The 18,315-nt window shown below is 45.0% G+C and carries 25 protein-coding genes and 1 pseudogene; 12 read left to right on the top strand and 14 right to left on the bottom strand.

The features are described from left to right. Positions 1 to 157: 157 nt before the first annotated feature. Genes purB through rluE form a run of 5 tightly spaced genes read right to left on the bottom strand, consistent with a single transcriptional unit; the run spans position 158 to position 4,493 of the window. Positions 158 to 1,528, bottom strand: a complete 1,371-nt coding sequence (purB, locus tag FTE26_RS18710; RefSeq protein WP_000423729.1) for an adenylosuccinate lyase — start codon at positions 1,526 to 1,528, stop codon at positions 158 to 160. Positions 1,529 to 1,531: 3 nt separating this feature from the next. After that, positions 1,532 to 2,173, bottom strand: a complete 642-nt coding sequence (gene hflD / locus FTE26_RS18705; RefSeq protein ID WP_001297479.1) for a high frequency lysogenization protein HflD — start codon at positions 2,171 to 2,173, stop codon at positions 1,532 to 1,534. Positions 2,174 to 2,208: 35 nt separating this feature from the next. After that, positions 2,209 to 3,315 (bottom strand): tRNA 2-thiouridine(34) synthase MnmA, encoded by a 1,107-nt coding sequence (gene mnmA / locus FTE26_RS18700; protein ID WP_001297484.1) that lies wholly within the window; start codon positions 3,313 to 3,315, stop codon positions 2,209 to 2,211. Positions 3,316 to 3,368: 53 nt separating this feature from the next. Next, positions 3,369 to 3,830: a phosphatase NudJ gene (gene nudJ, locus FTE26_RS18695; protein WP_000476093.1), complete on the bottom strand. Its 462-nt coding sequence runs from the start codon at positions 3,828 to 3,830 to the stop codon at positions 3,369 to 3,371. 9 nt (positions 3,831 to 3,839) lie between these two features. After that, positions 3,840 to 4,493: a 23S rRNA pseudouridine(2457) synthase RluE gene (gene rluE / locus FTE26_RS18690; RefSeq protein ID WP_001248691.1), complete on the bottom strand. Its 654-nt coding sequence runs from the start codon at positions 4,491 to 4,493 to the stop codon at positions 3,840 to 3,842. A 171-nt stretch (positions 4,494 to 4,664) separates the two neighbouring features. On the opposite strand from rluE, the gene icd reads away from it, so the two are divergent. Further along, a complete protein-coding gene (icd, locus tag FTE26_RS18685) occupies positions 4,665 to 5,915 on the top strand; it encodes an NADP-dependent isocitrate dehydrogenase (protein WP_000444487.1) in 1,251 nt (416 codons plus the stop codon). A gap of 102 nt (positions 5,916 to 6,017) precedes the next feature. Here the strand turns inward: icd and FTE26_RS18680 are convergent, their stop codons facing one another. The 6 genes from FTE26_RS18680 to bluF form a co-directional block, all read right to left on the bottom strand. Further along, positions 6,018 to 6,341, bottom strand: a complete 324-nt coding sequence (locus FTE26_RS18680; RefSeq protein WP_001307134.1) for an anti-adapter protein IraM — start codon at positions 6,339 to 6,341, stop codon at positions 6,018 to 6,020. A gap of 252 nt (positions 6,342 to 6,593) precedes the next feature. Next, positions 6,594 to 6,638 (bottom strand): protein YmgK, encoded by a 45-nt coding sequence (locus FTE26_RS18675; protein WP_120795380.1) that lies wholly within the window; start codon positions 6,636 to 6,638, stop codon positions 6,594 to 6,596. 235 nt (positions 6,639 to 6,873) lie between these two features. Beyond that, positions 6,874 to 6,984, bottom strand: a complete 111-nt coding sequence (gene ymgL, locus FTE26_RS18670) for a protein YmgL (RefSeq protein ID WP_032141808.1) — start codon at positions 6,982 to 6,984, stop codon at positions 6,874 to 6,876. Between the two features lie 52 nt (positions 6,985 to 7,036). After that, positions 7,037 to 7,441: a DUF1398 domain-containing protein gene (locus FTE26_RS18665; protein WP_000373101.1), complete on the bottom strand. Its 405-nt coding sequence runs from the start codon at positions 7,439 to 7,441 to the stop codon at positions 7,037 to 7,039. A 220-nt stretch (positions 7,442 to 7,661) separates the two neighbouring features. Next, positions 7,662 to 8,393 (bottom strand): DNA-binding transcriptional repressor BluR, encoded by a 732-nt coding sequence (gene bluR, locus FTE26_RS18660; protein ID WP_000332303.1) that lies wholly within the window; start codon positions 8,391 to 8,393, stop codon positions 7,662 to 7,664. A 204-nt stretch (positions 8,394 to 8,597) separates the two neighbouring features. Continuing rightward, a complete protein-coding gene (bluF, locus tag FTE26_RS18655) occupies positions 8,598 to 9,809 on the bottom strand; it encodes a blue light-responsive regulator BluF (protein ID WP_085674530.1) in 1,212 nt (403 codons plus the stop codon). A gap of 313 nt (positions 9,810 to 10,122) precedes the next feature. On the opposite strand from bluF, the gene ycgZ reads away from it, so the two are divergent. The 8 genes from ycgZ (at position 10,123) to FTE26_RS18620 (ending at position 16,582) form a co-directional block, all read left to right on the top strand. After that, the gene (gene ycgZ, locus FTE26_RS18650) at positions 10,123 to 10,359 is read left to right on the top strand and encodes a regulatory protein YcgZ (RefSeq protein ID WP_000554144.1); all 237 of its coding nucleotides are present in this window, start codon (positions 10,123 to 10,125) and stop codon (positions 10,357 to 10,359) included. A gap of 42 nt (positions 10,360 to 10,401) precedes the next feature. After that, positions 10,402 to 10,674, top strand: a complete 273-nt coding sequence (locus FTE26_RS18645) for a two-component-system connector protein YmgA (protein ID WP_000857995.1) — start codon at positions 10,402 to 10,404, stop codon at positions 10,672 to 10,674. A gap of 28 nt (positions 10,675 to 10,702) precedes the next feature. Next, complete coding sequence (gene ariR / locus FTE26_RS18640; protein ID WP_000888772.1) at positions 10,703 to 10,969, top strand: biofilm/acid-resistance regulator AriR; 267 nt, start codon at positions 10,703 to 10,705, stop codon at positions 10,967 to 10,969. Positions 10,970 to 11,081: 112 nt separating this feature from the next. After that, entirely contained in the window at positions 11,082 to 11,330 is a 249-nt protein-coding gene (gene ymgC, locus FTE26_RS18635; RefSeq protein ID WP_001065752.1) for a protein YmgC, read from the top strand. 331 nt (positions 11,331 to 11,661) lie between these two features. Continuing rightward, positions 11,662 to 13,185, top strand: a complete 1,524-nt coding sequence (locus FTE26_RS18630; protein ID WP_001246498.1) for an EAL domain-containing protein — start codon at positions 11,662 to 11,664, stop codon at positions 13,183 to 13,185. Between the two features lie 131 nt (positions 13,186 to 13,316). Further along, on the top strand, positions 13,317 to 13,535 hold the full coding sequence (gene ymgF / locus FTE26_RS18625; protein WP_001065861.1) for a cell division-associated protein YmgF: 219 nt from the start codon (positions 13,317 to 13,319) through the stop codon (positions 13,533 to 13,535). A 399-nt stretch (positions 13,536 to 13,934) separates the two neighbouring features. Then, the gene (locus tag FTE26_RS20125; protein ID WP_001297677.1) at positions 13,935 to 14,144 is read left to right on the top strand and encodes a hypothetical protein; all 210 of its coding nucleotides are present in this window, start codon (positions 13,935 to 13,937) and stop codon (positions 14,142 to 14,144) included. A gap of 116 nt (positions 14,145 to 14,260) precedes the next feature. Next, positions 14,261 to 16,582 (top strand): autotransporter outer membrane beta-barrel domain-containing protein, encoded by a 2,322-nt coding sequence (locus FTE26_RS18620; protein ID WP_001297680.1) that lies wholly within the window; start codon positions 14,261 to 14,263, stop codon positions 16,580 to 16,582. A 56-nt stretch (positions 16,583 to 16,638) separates the two neighbouring features. Here the strand turns inward: FTE26_RS18620 and FTE26_RS18615 are convergent, their stop codons facing one another. The 3 genes from FTE26_RS18615 to ymgI are packed head-to-tail and all read right to left on the bottom strand — an operon-like array spanning position 16,639 to position 17,497. Beyond that, positions 16,639 to 16,974, bottom strand: coding sequence for a YmgD family protein (locus tag FTE26_RS18615; RefSeq protein ID WP_000979977.1), 336 nt, complete (start codon positions 16,972 to 16,974; stop codon positions 16,639 to 16,641). Between the two features lie 3 nt (positions 16,975 to 16,977). Next, positions 16,978 to 17,322: a YMGG-like glycine zipper-containing protein gene (locus tag FTE26_RS18610; protein WP_000726974.1), complete on the bottom strand. Its 345-nt coding sequence runs from the start codon at positions 17,320 to 17,322 to the stop codon at positions 16,978 to 16,980. Between the two features lies 1 nt (position 17,323). After that, positions 17,324 to 17,497, bottom strand: a complete 174-nt coding sequence (ymgI, locus tag FTE26_RS18605) for a protein YmgI (protein WP_000122462.1) — start codon at positions 17,495 to 17,497, stop codon at positions 17,324 to 17,326. Between the two features lie 100 nt (positions 17,498 to 17,597). Between ymgI and ymgJ the strand changes: the two genes are divergently transcribed. The 3 genes and pseudogenes from ymgJ to FTE26_RS18590 all read left to right on the top strand — a co-directional run. Further along, the gene (gene ymgJ, locus FTE26_RS18600; protein WP_001325743.1) at positions 17,598 to 17,783 is read left to right on the top strand and encodes a protein YmgJ; all 186 of its coding nucleotides are present in this window, start codon (positions 17,598 to 17,600) and stop codon (positions 17,781 to 17,783) included. Continuing rightward, on the top strand, positions 17,744 to 17,863 hold the full coding sequence (locus FTE26_RS18595; RefSeq protein ID WP_001131446.1) for a hypothetical protein: 120 nt from the start codon (positions 17,744 to 17,746) through the stop codon (positions 17,861 to 17,863). The genes ymgJ and FTE26_RS18595 overlap by 40 nt, the downstream gene beginning before the upstream one ends. Positions 17,864 to 17,897: 34 nt before the next feature. Then, positions 17,898 to 18,242 (top strand): annotated as a pseudogene (locus FTE26_RS18590) (autotransporter outer membrane beta-barrel domain-containing protein); the annotation flags it as partial. Between the last annotated feature and the right edge of the window lie 73 nt (positions 18,243 to 18,315).

Below are 18,315 nucleotides of genomic sequence, written 5' to 3'. Positions count from 1 at the left end.
CCCTGTCTTAATTATTAAAATAGTGTAACGCGATTATGTGTTTATGGGGGTAAACATTAAATAAACCAGCGGGGAGGGAGGTAAAGTGAAAAAAGAAAAAGTGGATAATCTTAATAAGCAGGCCGGACAGCATCGCCATCCGGCACTGATTTGAGGCTTATTTCAGCTCATCAACCATCGTGATAGCTCGACCAATATAGTTAGCCGGCGTCATCGCTTTCAGGCGGGCTTTCTCTTCTTCTGGCAACGCCAGACCATCGATAAACTGCTTCATGCCTTCGGCGTCAACGCGCTTACCGCGAGTAAGCTCTTTCAGCTTCTCGTACGGTTTTTCGATGCCATAGCGACGCATAACTGTCTGGATTGGTTCTGCCAGCACTTCCCAGTTGTGATCCAGCTCATCCAGCAGATGGTCACGGTTCACTTCCAGTTTGCTCACGCCTTTCAGGGTGGATTGATACGCAATCAGCGCATAACCGATACCCACGCCGAGGTTACGCAGCACGGTGGAGTCGGTCAGGTCACGCTGCCAGCGGGAAACCGGCAGTTTGCTTGCCAGATGCTGCAATACCGCATTGGAAAGGCCCAAATTTCCTTCGGAGTTTTCGAAGTCGATCGGGTTAACTTTATGCGGCATGGTGGAAGAACCAATCTCACCAGCAATGGTTTTCTGTTTGAAGTGGTTAAGGGCGATATAGCCCCAGACGTCACGGTCAAAGTCGATCAGAATGGTGTTGAAGCGCGCAACGCAATCAAACAGTTCGGCAATGTAGTCGTGCGGTTCAATCTGGGTAGTGTACGGGTTCCACTGAATACCCAGCGAGGTGACGAACTCTTCGCTGAACTGATGCCAGTCAACTTCCGGGTAAGCGGCGATGTGGGCGTTATAGTTACCGACCGCACCGTTGATTTTGCCGAGGATCTCCACCTGGTTAAGCTGGCGGTACTGGCGCTCCATACGGTAGGCGACGTTTGCCATCTCTTTACCGATGGTTGACGGCGTGGCTGGCTGACCGTGGGTACGAGACAGCAGCGGGATATCGCGGTACTGAACGGCGAGATCTTTAATGCCATCAATCAGTTGACGCCAGTACGGCAGGATCACTTCATCACGCGCGGTTTTCAGCATTAATGCGTGGGAGAGGTTATTGATATCTTCCGAAGTACAGGCAAAGTGGATGAATTCAGAAACCGCGTGCAGTTCCGGGATCTCCGCCACTTTTTCTTTCAGGAAATACTCAACCGCTTTAACGTCGTGGTTAGTGGTACGCTCGATGGTTTTGATGCGTGCGGCATCTTCTTCGCTGAAATTGGCGACAATTGCATCAAGGTAACCGATTGCGTCGGCAGCAAAAGCAGGAACTTCCTTGATCGCTGCGTGCGCGGCCAGTTTTTGCAGCCAACGTACTTCAACTTGTACACGGAATTTCAGCAAACCATATTCGCTGAAAATCCCGCGCAGCGCGCTGACTTTATCGCCGTAGCGTCCATCGACAGGGGAAACGGCGGTCAGTGAGGATAATTCCATAGATCACAACTCCGGGGTTAAATGAGCAAGAATTTGTTTTGCCTGAGTGGTCAGGCGATTACGAGAAAACATCAGTTGCAGACGTCCGCCGCCGACCTGGTGCCAGAGCACGGCGGCGCGAATGCCTGCCAGCAGGGTTGCGCGAACTTTCGCCTGCACTTGTGGGCTTTGCAGTACAGCAGGGGAACCGGTGACCTGAATGCGCGGGCCAAGCGGGCTGATCACATCAACATAGATAGCAGCCATCGCGCTCATCAGCGTTTCGGACTGTAAATCGAAGTGTTCGAGCTGGCGTTGCAGGCCGTTGATCCGGTTGCCCAGAGTGTCGAGCGCGCCTTTCGCTGAGGAGAGTTTGCGCTCAAGCACCATCAAGCTGAGTGTGTAGCGGGTTAATTCGGCGTTTAAGCCCTGGCGACTGCTGGCATTGAGCACGCCGAGCAGGGTTTCCAGCCCGACGCGCAGGTTGGCTTCGCTACCGCCAAAAACCGCCAGCGTCGAGCTGGGGTTCATATCAATAATACTGTTGAGTGAGACGTGTAGCGCATCGGCATCACAATGCCCCTGGTGAGCGAGTTGTTGCACCAGGCGTGCCGACTGACAAATACCGGCCAGGGCGAGGGTGATGTCATAGTAATTCTTTGCCACGTTCACTGCTTCCTTGTTTTAAGTAAAGATAATAATCAGACCGGCAGCGGCAGACGCTGCTCAATAATACCGCCACCGAGGCACACTTCACCGTTATAGAAGACGGCAGACTGGCCCGGCGTCACGGCGGCAACCGGTTCATCGAAAATCACTTCAATGCGATCATCGTCCAGCGCCTTGACGGTGCAAGGGATATCGGTCTGGCGATAGCGGGTTTTTACCGTGCAACGCATAGTGCCGGTGAATGGTTCGCGATCGACCCAGTGCAACTGCTGGGCAATCAACCCGACAGACATCAGCCGCGGGTGTTCATGGCCCTGAGCGACAACCAGAATGTTGTTTTCGACGTCTTTGTCCACCACATACCACGGTTCTTCGGTACCTTCTTTGGTGCCACCGATACCCAGACCTTTACGCTGACCGAGAGTGTGATACATCAGCCCCTGGTGCTCACCAATTTCATCGCCATCGACGGTAATGATTTTGCCCGGTTGCGCCGGGAGATAACGGCCCAGGAACTCGCGGAATTTACGTTCGCCAATGAAGCAAATGCCGGTAGAGTCTTTTTTCTTCGCGGTGACCAGACCAAGATCTTCAGCAATCTTACGCACCTGCGGTTTTTCCAGTTCGCCGACCGGGAACAGGCTTTGCGCAATCTGCTCATGGCTGAGCGTATAAAGGAAGTAGCTCTGGTCTTTATTGCTGTCCAGACCACGCAGCAGGCGGCTCTTGCCATCGACATCGGCCCGACGTACGTAATGACCGGTAGCGATATAATCGGCACCTAAATCTTCGGCGGCAAATTCGAGGAAGGCTTTAAATTTGATCTCTTTGTTGCACAGAATATCCGGATTCGGCGTGCGACCGGCTTTATATTCGGCAAGGAACAGTTCGAAGACGTTGTCCCAGTACTCGGCAGCAAAGTTAACGGTGTGCAGTTCAATGCCGAGCTTGTCGCAGACAGCCTGGGCATCAGCCAGATCCGCTGCCGCTGTGCAATATTCCTCACCGTCGTCTTCTTCCCAGTTCTTCATAAACAGGCCTTCGACCTGATATCCCTGTTGTTGCAACAGCCAGGCAGAAACGGAGGAATCGACACCGCCGGACATGCCGACGATTACTTTTTTTGCGGTTTCAGACATTGGATCACTCACGACATTGAACTTCAAGGCGGCGTATTCTATCACGCAGCCTTTTAGATGACACCCTTTGTAAAAGGCCAGTTAAAATCGCCAATCATCTCCAGCGGATAGCGTTGCCCGCTTTGATAACAACGGATACTTTCCGCCACCAGCGGCGAACGAAGATTTGACGCCTGTAAAATTTCTTCGGCGCTGACCCAACGACAGCAGTCGATATCGCTGTCATGAGGCTGGGTCGGGCATATTTGCTCAAGCTCAATGGCAAAGAGGAAACGCAAAAACGGCGTTTTATCTGGCGCAATCCACTGATGCATACGAATAAAGTGTTGCGGCTGCGCGCTGATGCCGGTTTCTTCCCACAGTTCACGGGCGGCGGCTTCCACTAAGGTTTCATCGGCTTCCAGATGCCCGGCAGGTTGGTTCCATAACGCTTTACCATTAATCGTCTCTTCAACGACTAAAAATTTGCCTTCTGCGTGCACCACGCAAGCAACGGTAACGTGCGGTTTAAACATTTTGCATCCTTAATCTGTCACTTCTCGCCATTCGCCATTGGCAAGATTATCCAAAGAGTAATCTCCCATCGCATAGCGAATCAGTCGCAGCGTGGGGAAACCAACATGGGCGGTCATGCGGCGCACCTGGCGATTACGTCCTTCATATAAGGTGATCTTCAGCCAGCTGGTGGGAATACTTTTGCGTTCACGAATTGGTGGATTCCGCGGCCATAACCACGCGGGTTCGTCAACCAGCTCCGCGCCTGCGGGCAGGGTAGGGCCATCATTTAAGGTTACGCCATTGCGCAAGGCTTCAAGTGCGTCTTGTGTGGGAATACCTTCCACCTGCACATAATAGATTTTCCCGGTGCGTTTGCCCGGCTGGGTTAAACGCGCCTGCAACGCGCCGTTATTGGTCAGCACCAGTAACCCTTCGCTATCGCGGTCAAGACGACCTGCTGCATAAACGCCCTGAACCGGGATGAATTCTTTTAATGTTTTGCGTCCGGCTTCATCGGTGAACTGCGGAAGAACATCGTAGGGTTTATTGAACAGGATCACACGCGTGGGCTGGTTTTCAGGTTTACGCCTGGTAGAACGTTGCGAGCTGAATCGCTTAACCTGGTGATTTCTAAAAGAAGTTTTTTGCATGGTATTTTCAGAGATTATGAATTGCCGCATTATAGCCTAATAACGCGCATCTTTCATGACGGCAAACAATAGGGTAGTATTGACAAGCCAATTACAAATCATTAACAAAAAATTGCTCTAAAGCATCCGTATCGCAGGACGCAAACGCATATGCAACGTGGTGGCAGACGAGCAAACCAGTAGCGCTCGAAGGAGAGGTGAATGGAAAGTAAAGTAGTTGTTCCGGCACAAGGCAAGAAGATCACCCTGCAAAACGGCAAACTCAACGTTCCTGAAAATCCGATTATCCCTTACATTGAAGGTGATGGAATCGGTGTAGATGTAACCCCAGCCATGCTGAAAGTGGTCGACGCTGCAGTCGAGAAAGCCTATAAAGGCGAGCGTAAAATCTCCTGGATGGAAATTTACACCGGTGAAAAATCCACACAGGTTTATGGTCAGGACGTCTGGCTGCCTGCTGAAACTCTTGATCTGATTCGTGAATATCGCGTTGCCATTAAAGGTCCGCTGACCACTCCTGTTGGTGGCGGTATTCGCTCTCTGAACGTTGCCCTGCGCCAGGAACTGGATCTCTACATCTGCCTGCGTCCGGTACGTTACTATCAAGGCACTCCAAGCCCGGTTAAACACCCTGAACTGACCGATATGGTTATCTTCCGTGAAAACTCGGAAGACATTTATGCGGGTATCGAATGGAAAGCAGACTCTGCCGACGCCGAGAAAGTGATTAAATTCCTGCGTGAAGAGATGGGGGTGAAGAAAATTCGCTTCCCGGAACATTGTGGTATCGGTATTAAGCCGTGTTCGGAAGAAGGCACCAAACGTCTGGTTCGTGCAGCGATCGAATACGCAATTGCTAACGATCGTGACTCTGTGACTCTGGTGCACAAAGGCAACATCATGAAGTTCACCGAAGGCGCGTTTAAAGACTGGGGCTACCAGCTGGCGCGTGAAGAGTTTGGCGGTGAACTGATCGACGGCGGCCCGTGGCTGAAAGTTAAAAACCCGAACACCGGCAAAGAGATCGTCATTAAAGACGTGATTGCTGATGCATTCCTGCAACAGATCCTGCTGCGTCCGGCTGAATATGATGTTATCGCCTGTATGAACCTGAACGGTGACTACATTTCTGACGCTCTGGCAGCGCAGGTTGGCGGTATCGGTATCGCCCCTGGAGCAAACATCGGTGACGAATGCGCCCTGTTTGAAGCCACCCACGGTACTGCGCCGAAATACGCCGGTCAGGACAAAGTAAACCCTGGCTCTATTATTCTCTCCGCTGAGATGATGTTACGCCATATGGGCTGGACTGAAGCCGCAGACCTGATTGTTAAAGGTATGGAAGGCGCAATCAATGCGAAGACCGTAACCTATGACTTCGAGCGTCTGATGGAAGGCGCTAAACTGCTGAAATGTTCAGAATTTGGTGATGCGATCATCAAGAACATGTAATCACTACATGTGTTTAATATTGCAACGGGCGTATAACACGCCCGTTGTTTTATTTATGTAGGTATTATTAATAGCATATCGAGCATATTTATATAAAACCCTTTACTTGAGCCCATATGGGCATATTTTTATAATGCAACTATTATGCAAACATTTATTTGTTATTTTGCTTTCTCCTGGAGGACACTCTTGACTGCTTTTGAGTAGACTCCATAAATCCTTGTTGAATGGTGCGATGTTATAAATAGTAATAGGATATTCTTTATCTTTAAGGATAATTCCAGATTTAACCGGTGTAAATATACTGCCAGGAGGGAGAAATATAGTAGATTGATACCAGATGATCATTTTCATATTACCCCATATGGCTGAAAAAGATATGCCGCATGAAGGTTGAATTATCGTGTCAATTACTATCCACTTCATTTGTTATGTCTTATCCCACGGTATTTAATATAGTTCATTTGGATGTTCATTTCTTTATTTTGCATATGAGTATATTACCCCTTCAAAAAATAAATTAATTAAAACGATTGCTTATATAAAACAAAATTTAAAGCAAGGAATCTCAATGGATGTTAAACAAAATGAGATTTAGTGAAAACAATAAATTATTCACTTCGTTTTAGATTTGTTTAGCTATAATGTTATACATTCAAATGACTGAACATCCTGTAATTAAAACATAGCCTTTATGCTACTTTGTGCCAATTTGCTAAACATTATGGTTGCCTTTTTATATAACGATAATAATGAATATAAGCATGACATGAGAATAAGGTTTCAATTTTTGAGTTATATAGGAAAGGTTTAACCTGTTCCTGGCTAAAATACATATAACTGGATGATGACTAAACCAAAACACATGTGCGTTAAGTATTGAAACGGGCGTATGGCACACCCGTTGTTTTTATAAATATATTAACCGTTATAAAATAACGTATAGAAAGTCAAGTGATCACATTTCAAATATCAATTTGATAGTATTGGCATGGTGATTATTTATGGGTAGCAATAAAAGGACAGTATTTATCATCCATAGGGATAGTCTCTGTACTTTTATTCCCATTATGCTAATGCCTTACTGAATTATGAAGCATTTCTTAAGCATCCAACTTTAGCTAGATTAATGGTTTATTATTTTCTACATCTTCAATATATAAAAGCGTATTATCAATGGCGTAGTAACTGCGTTTGTTATGATTAACATCAGTAACCCACCGGAAAACGCCCGCGCCTGCTAGTGTTGAACAGTATTCCCGAAATGTAGATTTTCCGCAAATATGAAGCAATGCGGCCTCTTTTATTTTAGCAGGGTTCTTGGTCGTACTAACTTTTAACAGGTTCCTGGTTCCTCTTAATAACAAAACCGTGTCATCGTGAGTAATAATTCTGATGTTATCCGTAGCCAGATAATAAATGTAATGTGCAATACGGTGATGTTTTAATTCTGAATAAAACCAGGAGAAGTTTTGCTCTTTTCTCACTTGCTCAAACATCTTTTGAAAAACAACGACCTGATCCATCAGGATAATAACCTCTTGTTAGTTGTGAGACTGCGTAGTGTGCACGATCGGTTTTACCACTTCAATCTGGTCTGTCCTTTGGCTGTGATATGTACAGAGTGTGATAGAGGGAATATCTGAATTCTCCCGGTGAGCATTTTGCAACGGACCAGCTCCGGTACAAACGCTGTTGTGGGTTCAGATTATAACATTCTGTCTAAGGGGCGGGATAAAGGTGAAATTAGGGGGCATGAAAGATGACTTTATAACCTTGCTCACCCCAATGTTGTAAAAGTTCGTTTTGCCTTCTCGTTGGTGCCATGCCTGTCCAGACAATCAATGTTTGCGTCGGGAACAGTTCCGGGCGCGGCGATTCAATGGGATCAGCAAGAACAGAAATGTGCCATCCTGACAATGATAAACGCCATGCTTCCAGCCACAATCGTGCTCTCTCTTCAACATTCCACGCCATCAGAATGGCTTCTTTACCGGGCTTACGGCGCATTTCGAAAAGCGAGGTTGCTGCGTATTCAATTAATGCGCCGTCAAACATACTGCTCATAATGCGGGAGGTGTTGTGATCAAGCACGAGACGCTGGCGAACAGGAAGGTAAACATGATTAATCAATTGATCTACTGGGTACTCTCGACCCAGTGAAATAATTCTCGCGCGTAGTTTGGCAGGATTAGCCATGCGAAGAATTGACATCATCTCTTCTTGCAGGCGGCTCCAGTCATCTTCCGTATCCTGGCTGGTGGTTTCCAGTAATGCTTTAACTTTGCCTACAGGGACGCCATTACTTATCCAACGCTTGATCTCTTCGATGCGTTGTATGTCTTCTTCATCAAAGAGTCGGTGTCCGCCTTCACTGCGCTGTGGTTTTAACAAACCGTAGCGGCGTTGCCAGGCCCGGAGAGTGACAGGATTAATCCCGCAACGTTCAGCAACATCACCAATGCTGTAATAAGCCACAATTCCTCCTTGCGGTCATAAATCTCCGCCGCCTGTACACGACCCAATAATACTTTGTACAATATACGCTAAAATTGTACAAAGTATAAATAAGATTTCAGCTAAATTGGATGAAACATTATATTTAATGTGGATTAAATTTAAACATAACGTATTCATTTTCACGATGATTTACTGAAATCATGTGAAAGAATGTGCTGAAAATTATTTTTTCTCTGGCCACGCTATGGAAGGGATACCATTCAATTTAGCTTTAGCAAACAGATCTCCCTGAAACATCTCAATTCCTGCGGATTCAAGCCACATCCACTCTTCTGGTGTTGCCACGCCCATAGCACTGACTTGAATTTCAAGTGATGTACAGCATTTTATGATCGCTTGAATAATTGCCTGCCGTGGCCCGCTTTTATGAATATTGGTAATCAATTCCTGACTGATTTTAATTCTGTCAGGCTGGAAGCGTGACAGGAGTAACAAACCGGCAAAACCTGCGCCAAAATGATCAATTGCTACACTGATACCGGCAGCCTTAAGCGATTTAATCGCTTCTGCAAACTCATCAAACCGAGATATAACTTCACTTTCAGTAAATTCAACGATGATTTGTTCAGGCACCAGAGCATTGGCCTTTATTTCATCAAGTAAAAAAGAGACTGCGTCAGGTTCGTTAACCAGGGTCATAGGTAATAGATTGATTGAAATCATTTTATCACCGAGCTCAAGTGCGTGTGCCATCGCGAATGCAAGCGCCTTACTTTTGAGATCCGCTGTGTAGATTTCCCCGTCTTTACGCTGCCCAACCGCTATGGCTGATGGGCTATCTTCATTTTTTTGCACAATGGCTTCAAAAGCGATTATCCGCCGCGATAAGGGATCGACAATAGGATGAAAGGCAAAGTGGTCGTTTATAGTTGGTGAAAGGGTACAGGAATCAAGTTCTTTATCAGATCCGTCAGCGATAAAAAGCCAGGAGTCTTCGGCAGGGATCTCGAAATAGGTTGATTGTTCGGTTGCAAGGACAAAAGTACGAAAAAATTGTAGCGCTCTGTCATCATAAGTTAGCTGAAATTTTGATGTGCCTTTGTCGAATACGGCCTGTAAAACGTCATCTCGCTCGTGCAGGCGCAAATCAAATAATTCCATTCCCGCTTTGCCAAAACGGCGAGCAGGCGCGTAATCGCACAGCAGCTCAACAATATTATAGTGCCGTGGATCCTGGCATATAGCCCGATATATCATTTTAACCTGTTCTTCCGGACCTTCCAGAAGCTGGAAAAAATGAGAACCATTAAACAGTAAGATCCCTGTTACGTCAGACTGCATGTTCCTGCGATTTGCTATCGAAACCATTTCTTCGATTTTTTTGACAGGTTCGTCGTCACGTATATGGCTACGATAAATAAGGGTGGTAAGCATTAACAATCCAGGGTAATGGGTGAGGCGAGAGTAAGACGGTAACAGACATATCTTCTTGTGTCTTTCTTTTAATACCAAAACATAACCGTTTCTTTACATTGATAAAAAATGGAAAAAGTTGAACACTAGTTGGCGAAAAATCTTGTATAGATTGTCAGTTAAATGATGCAATATGTTTTATCATAACACATTGTTTTATATGCATTAGCACTAATTGCAAAAAATTAATTTATCATTCTGTACACATATTTCGTACAAGTTTGCTATTGTTACCTCACTTAACATTGATTAACATTTTTAACAGAGGCGTAGCATGCATCAAAATTCAGTGACTTTAGATTCTGCGGGAGCAATCACTCGTTACTTTGCAAAAGCTAACTTGCCTACTCAGCAGGAAACTCTCGGGGAAATTGTGACTGAGATTTTGAAAGATGGACGTAATCTGAGTCGAAAGTCGCTTTGTGCCAAACTTCTTTGCCGACTGGAACACGCGACTGGGGAAGAGGAACAGAAACATTATAATGCACTAATTGGGTTGCTTTTTGAATAATGCAACAGCCTGATTATTTAACAGGTTAGCTATGAAGTCGTTATGAAGACATCTGATAATGAACGTATAAAATATGAAATTACTGGCCAGGCGGTGATCCAGATACTGCGCATGAAGATAAATTTTTCATTGCAGACTCTTATTAAGCAATTACTCGTAATGAAATCGGCTGAGGAAGATGCTTTCCGACGCGATTTAATTGACAGCATAATTCGTGATTTTAGCAATAGTGATTCAGGAGGGCCAAACCGAAGAACAGCGACAGCTGACAATAAAAGTATGTTCAATGGTAAGAAAATAAACAGAATACATTAAAATTTCATAAGTAAGATGAGAGGTTACCATGCTTGAAGATACTACAATTCATAATGCAATAACTGATAAAGCGTTAGCAAGTTACTTTCGCAGTTCGGGTAATTTGTTAGAAGAAGAGTCAGCTGTGTTAGGGCAGGCTGTCACCAATTTAATGCTTTCAGGCGATAATGTTAATAATAAAAATATTATCTTAAGTCTGATACACTCCCTGGAAACAACAAGTGATATTCTCAAAGCTGATGTGATTAGAAAAACACTGGAAATCGTGTTGCGATACACAGCTGATGATATGTAACTTCTAATTATTAAGTATAAGTTTATAGAAAACTCATTCATCTTATTTTTGTCTGTCGCTTTAGACTATACACAGCATAATTTTATTGGGTTAATATTTCTACGAGACTGACATGAATAATTCAATCCCAGAGAGATTTATTTTTCAATGTGCTTTGTTTAAAAATCTCGAGAGGGAGGTGTTCATGACGCATGGGTATGTTGATAGTCATATTATTGATCAGGCTTTACGCTTGCGTTTAAAAGATGAAACCAGTGTGATTCTTTCTGATCTCTATCTGCAAATATTGCAGTACATTGAAATGCATAAGACTACACTAACGGATATCATTATTAATGACAGGGAATCCGTGCTCTCTTAGAACTTGAGTAAGGTTTTAGAATAAACATCAGCTGTATCACCATGCTGATGCAAAGTGAGCATTTCAGGCGTTATGCTTTCTTATTATGTCCGCAATATCAGGTGTCAAGAATGGAGAGTTCTCGCTCTCCATTCTTGACGCCTGATATCCCGCCTAACTTATTTTGTACTGCCTACATTATGCTCAATAATTAATGGGTTAGATCAAGATGGAGAAAATTTTATCTTCGGCGTGGATATTTCTTATGCTCTCTACCATGCTCTCTGTAGATGCCAGCGCGAGCGAATGAATGGCATTTTCATGTATTAAACCCTTTGGCCGGGACAAGCAAATGCGCAATACACTCATACCCATCCTCGTTGCGATATGCTTGTTTATTACCGGTGTCGCTATTTTGAACATCCAGCTCTGGTATTCCGCAAAAGCAGAGTACCTGGCGGGAGCGAGATATGCCGCCAACAATATCAATCATATACTTGAAGAAGCGTCACAAGCGACTCAAACAGCGGTTAACATTGCCGGGAAGGAATGCAACCTCGAGGAGCAATATCAGCTTGGCACTGAAGCAGCTCTGAAACCTCACCTGCGCACAATCATCATTCTCAAACAGGGAATAGTCTGGTGTACATCCCTGCCTGGGAATCGGGTCCTGTTGTCTCGTATTCCTGTTTTCCCGGACAGTAATTTACTGTTGGCTCCAGCAATCGACACCGTTAATAGATTACCTATCCTGCTCTATCAGAACCAATTTGCAGATACGCGCATTTTGGTTACGATAAGCGATCAGCATATTCGTGGGGCACTTAATGTACCCTTGAAAGGGGTAAGGTATGTATTACGCGTGGCGGATGACATTATTGGGCCTACGGGTGATGTGATGACACTTAATGGACATTATCCCTATACCGAGAAGGTTCACTCCACAAAATATCATTTCACTATTATCTTTAACCCGCCGCCACTCTTTAGCTTCTACAGACTTATCGATAAAGGCTTTGGGATCTTGATATTTATTCTGTTAATCGCCTGCGCCGCTGCCTTCCTGCTTGATAGGTATTTCAATAAAAGCGCAACGCCTGAAGAGATCCTGCGACGGGCAATAAATAATGGGGAGATCGTCCCTTTTTACCAACCTGTGGTAAATGGTCGGGAAGGGACATTGCGGGGAGTTGAGGTGTTAGCCCGCTGGAAACAACCTCACGGTGGATATATATCACCCGCGGCATTTATTCCACTTGCTGAAAAATCCGGATTAATCGTTCCGCTTACGCAAAGCCTGATGAATCAGGTTGCCAGACAGATGAACGCTATCGCGAGTAAATTGCCGGAAGGTTTTCATATTGGAATTAATTTTAGCGCTTCGCATATTATTTCGCCGACGTTTGTCGACGAGTGTTTAAATTTCCGTGACAGTTTTACCCGCCGCGATTTAAACCTTGTTCTGGAAGTCACCGAGCGTGAGCCATTGAATGTTGATGAAAGTCTGGTTCAGCGGTTGAACATTCTGCATGAAAATGGTTTTGTCATCGCGCTGGATGATTTCGGTACTGGCTACTCAGGGCTTTCTTATCTTCATGACCTGCATATTGATTATATCAAAATTGATCACAGTTTCGTTGGCCGCGTAAACGCAGACCCAGAATCAACCCGAATTCTGGATTGTGTATTGGATCTGGCGCGTAAACTTTCGATCAGTATCGTCGCTGAAGGTGTCGAAACGAAAGAACAACTTGACTATCTGAACCAAAATAATATCACATTTCAGCAGGGTTATTATTTCTATAAACCTGTTACATACATCGACCTGGTCAAAATTATCCTTTCTAAACCGAAGGTGAAGGTTGTGGTTGAGTGAAAATTGATCAGTAAGGCCATAGTGCGGTGTAATTATAGACAGCTAATTAGCTCGTTGCCTCTTGTTACTATTGTTCATTATTTTGTTTGCTATAATTGTTTGAAAGTTTTGACAGGATTGCCATTAGTAGCATGAACAATAGTAATAATCTGGATTATTTCACTCTCTATATCATCTTTTCCATTGCATTTATGCTGATCACCCTCCTGGTCATCCTTATTGCAAAACCCAGTACCGGGCTGGGAGAAGTGCTTGTGACGATAAATTTGCTTAATGCCCTTGTTTGGCTGGCGATCAATCTGGTTAATCGATTAAGAGAAAGACTCGTCAACCACAGGGATCAGCAATAATCTTTCAGTTTCTCACTGTCAGTATGCGGCTGAATGGGTTGCTGGCAGTGAACGCCTGGATCATTGAAGGAAAGGCATTATTGCGCAAATAGTTGTCAACCCTGGTGTTATCACGGTTGTTTTTATATATCACCGAAATAATCCTCATCGCAACTATTAACAATTTTGATGTCGAAGAGTTATTTGTTAAACAAAATCGTCACCCTAAAGTGATCAATGTCATGAAAATAAGGTGAAAAATGATAATGCCGACTTATTTATCATTTATATATTGTCGCTGTTTATCTATTTAAATTTTTTGTGCTTTTGTTTTTGTCTTTACCCTCCGTTTTGGTAATCTGAACGCATAGGTTATTTGACCAGGAATGTTTGTTAATCCAATGAATGGATGGTTAATCTATGAAACTGAAAAAACTCTCCGGGTTTAGTTTGGGACTTATTGCTCTGGCGGTGGGTAATGCATATGCTGAACAGTTTATTCAGCACGATGAATATAAACATGCTGTGGCAATAAAAGATGGAAAAGTAAAAGATATTGATAATGCGCTAGTTATAACAACGGGTAATGGAAGTTACGGGTATCCGTTGCAGGAGAGGGTAGCAAGTTAACCATTAACAATGGCGTCATTGTAACAACGGGCGGTTTATATCCTTCTGACAATAGTCCTCTAAGCACAGCATTAACAGCTAGCGCAATCGTAAGTGAATTTGGCGGTGCTGTTATTTTGCAGGGTAAAAACACGATTGTCATAACGGGGGATTACTCAATTGGTTTGCTAAGTCAAACGAGTGGAAACCTGAATACTGACACCATAATAAGAGTCAACTCTGACGGTTCGGTTACCCCCTCTTTTTCTGACGGAGATGATACATTTATTGTTACTGCGGGTAATCACGCAGTCGGCGTTCTTGCGTGTGCATCTCCCGGAAGCGCGCGTGCGTGTGTATCTTCTCTTGATGAAGAAAGTACTACCGATACAGGAAGTAATGAAAATAATGCCATAGCAAAACTGGATATGGCAAAAGGGGAGATCACAACCCACGGAACAGAAAGTTATGCCGCGTACGCTAATGGCACTGTCGTCAAGGCTGGTGACACGCTTGATTATACCAATGCCAGCGTTACATTAACCGATGTTGATATCACCACGCATGGGGACAATGCTCATGCCATCGCTGCCCGCCAGGGGACAGTTTCATTTAACCAGGGAGAAATTTATACAACGGGTCCTGACGCCGCGACTGCTAAAATTTATAATGGCGGCACGGTGACGCTGAAAAATACATCTGCAGTCGCGCATCAGGGGTCTGGAATTGTGCTGGAGTCTTCCATAAATGGTCAGGAAGCAACGGTAGATATTTTATCTGGTAGCTCACTACGGTCAGCAAATGAAATCCTCTACCATAAAAATGAGACGAGTAACGTGACCATTACGGATAGTGAGGTATCATCGGCTGCAGATGTTTTTATCAATAATATTAAAGGTCATTTGACCGTCGATGCAACTAATTCAAAAATAACGGGTTCAGCTAATATTTCAACAGATGTTAACACTCATACCTATCTGTCGCTTTCAGATAATAGTACCTGGGATATTAAAGCTGACTCAACGGTGAGCAACCTCACGGTTGATAATAGTACGGTCTATATTTCCCGGGCAGATGGACGGGATGTCGAACCAACAAGATTAACAATAACTGAAAATTACGTTGGTAATAATGGCGTATTGCATCTCAGAACTGAATTGGGTGATGATAATTCAGCTACGGATAAAGTCGTTATTGATGGAAATACCTCTGGAACAACCCGAGTTAAAGTTACCAATGCAGGAGGCAGCGGAGCTTACACGTTAAATGGGATAGAGATTATCAGCGTTGAGGGGGAATCAAATGGGGAATTTATTAAGGATTCGAGGATTTTCGCCGGTGCCTACGAATATTCATTAACCCGAGGTAATACCGAAGCGACCAATAAAAACTGGTATCTGACTAACTTCCAGGCAACGAGCGGCGGTGAAACAAACTCCGGAGGAAGTTCAGCGCCTACTGTTGCGCCTACCCCCGTCCTGCGCCTCGAAGCTGGAAGTTACGTCGCCAACCTGGCAGCCGCTAACACTCTTTTTGTTATGCGTCTGAACGACCGTGCGGGTGAAATGCGCTACATCGATCCTGTAACTGAACAGGAGCGTTCAAGCCGACTTTGGCTACGTCAAATTGGCGGGCATAATGCCTGGCGTGACAGCAACGGACAGTTGAGAACGACCTCGCATCGCTACGTCTCGCAGTTAGGGGCCGAGCTGTTAACCGGTGGTTTTACCGACAGTGACAGTTGGCGTTTGGGAGTGATGGCTGGTTATGCCCGCGACTACAACTCAACTCATTCCAGCGTGTCGGATTATCGTTCGAAAGGGAGTGTCAGAGGCTATTGCGCAGGGCTGTATGCCACTTGGTTTGCCGATGACATCAGTAAAAAAGGCGCATACATTGACGCCTGGGCGCAATATAGCTGGTTTAAAAACTCGGTGAAAGGGGATGAATTAGCCTATGAATCCTATAGTGCGAAAGGCGCAACCGTCTCGCTGGAAGCGGGTTACGGCTTTGCCCTGAATAAATCCTTTGGTCTGGAAGCGGCGAAATACACGTGGATATTCCAGCCACAGGCACAGGCTATCTGGATGGGCGTCGATCATAATGCGCACACCGAAGCCAATGGCTCACGTATTGAGAATGACGCAAATAACAACATCCAGACCCGACTTGGTTTCCGCACCTTTATTCGTACTCAGGAGAAAAACAGCGGTCCGCACGGTGACGACTTTGAACCTTTTGTTGAAATGAACTGGATCCATAACAGTAAAGATTTTGCTGTCTCAATGAACGGTGTGAAAGTCGAACAAGATGGGGCGAGTAATTTGGGGGAAATTAAACTTGGCGTAAATGGCAACCTGAATCCAGCGGCCAGCGTCTGGGGGAATGTGGGCGTGCAGCTGGGTGATAATGGCTACAATGACACCGCAGTGATGGTGGGCCTGAAATATAAGTTCTGATCCCGCCGTTAGCTAAAAAACCGCGTCGTATTCATCGACGCGGTACATATGAAATATTATTTTTTGCCGATAGCACGCATGGTGTCATCAATTGCCGTGATCAACAGCATTTGCGGGTCTTTAGCGCAAACCTGATTCAGTTTTTCTACCACTTTGGCGCTCAGTTCCGGAGATTGCTCAATTTTTAAATCACGGCTGGCAACGCTGGCATTACCCATTACCGCAACAATTTCTGCAACCTGTGCGCTGTCAGTTTTTGCCATTTCGTTGGCTTCTGCGCAAGTAATATAGGTTTCTGACGGCAAACCGTTTTTAATATTGTAGTCCTGCGCCCAGGTCATTGGTGCGAAAACAAACAGGCCCGCCAGTAAAGCAAATTTTTTCATCATCATTCCTTATTTCATTTTACCCAGAATTGCACCACCCGTACCGCCAATCACGGCACCTTTAATCGCCCCTTCGAGGCCATTGCCGGTCAGAACGCCAGTGACAGCACCAACGGCGGCACCTACTTTTGCACCTTTACGCGCATTTTTACCGTCGCGGCCTTTTTCTGTTACTGCACCAACACCAGCGCCAACAGCTGCACCTTTCAGTACGCCATTAACACCATTGCCAGTAAGTAAACCAACGCCTGCGCCTAGCAATGCACCTTTCGTGGTGCGATTCATATCCGCCATCGCTGGCGTGGAGCAGAACAATGCTGAGATAAGCCCGAAGGCAAGTATTTTTTTCTTCAACTTAGATGTCCGGTATTAAGTAAGTTGCACACACAATAATTTCGTCTTCAATTAAGATCTGCTTAACTAAAGAACGCTCGCTATTATTCAGATAATTCAAAATGAGCGTGGCTGTGATGATAGGAATTATGTTTTTTACGTGAATGAGAATAATCTTAAATGAGGAATAACTCATTGATTGACAATATTTTTATTCAAGAAGTGTCATTGACTGTTAACGCAATGTTGTAAAGGTAAGATAATCTGATTTATCAATATTATTGTGTGATTTTTATGTGAGCAGAAGATATTCATCAGCAACGATTACATTAGTCATTTTATTTTGCCGACGGCCTCATTGTCGAAAGATAAGCGTACGACAGTATTATCTGAAAAGAGTGATTTTTTATCCAACTACACTTCAGCGCACTGCGTGTAAAAAATGCCTCTTTCTTATGCGGGATATCATCATTTCATCATGATGTCTTTGGTGAGCGGTGAACACAATACACCTGCGCTGTCTCTTCAGGATGAATCCCCTGGTCTGGTGCCTGCGGGCTGATGTTGCAGCAGAGCTTAGGTCACTTAGACGCTACTATCATTTATCCAATGGCATGGAATCGAAATCAGTCGATACCCGCAGTATATATCGTGAACTGGGTGCAACGCTGAGTTACAACATGCGTCTGGGGAACGGTATGGAAATTGAACCCTGCCTGAAGGCGGCTGTGCGCAAAGAATTTGTCGATGATAATCGGGTGAAAGTGAATAGTGACGGTAATTTTGTCAATGATTTGTCGGGCAGACGTGGAATATACCAGGCAGGTATTAAAGCCTCATTCAGCAGTACGTTAAGCGGGCATTTCGGGGTGGGGTATAGCCATGGTGCCGGTGTGGAGTCCCCGTGGAACGCGGTGGCTGGTGTGAACTGGTCGTTCTGACCATCAACGATTAAACTGCGCTTCGGCGCAGTTTTCGTTTACAGGATGTTGAAAGAGAAAATTCTGGGGCAAA

It is taken from the genome of Escherichia sp. S10b (assembly GCF_028421345.1).
Lineage (GTDB): Bacteria > Pseudomonadota > Gammaproteobacteria > Enterobacterales > Enterobacteriaceae > ECMA0423.
This window is presented reverse-complemented; position numbering and strand designations above follow the sequence as displayed.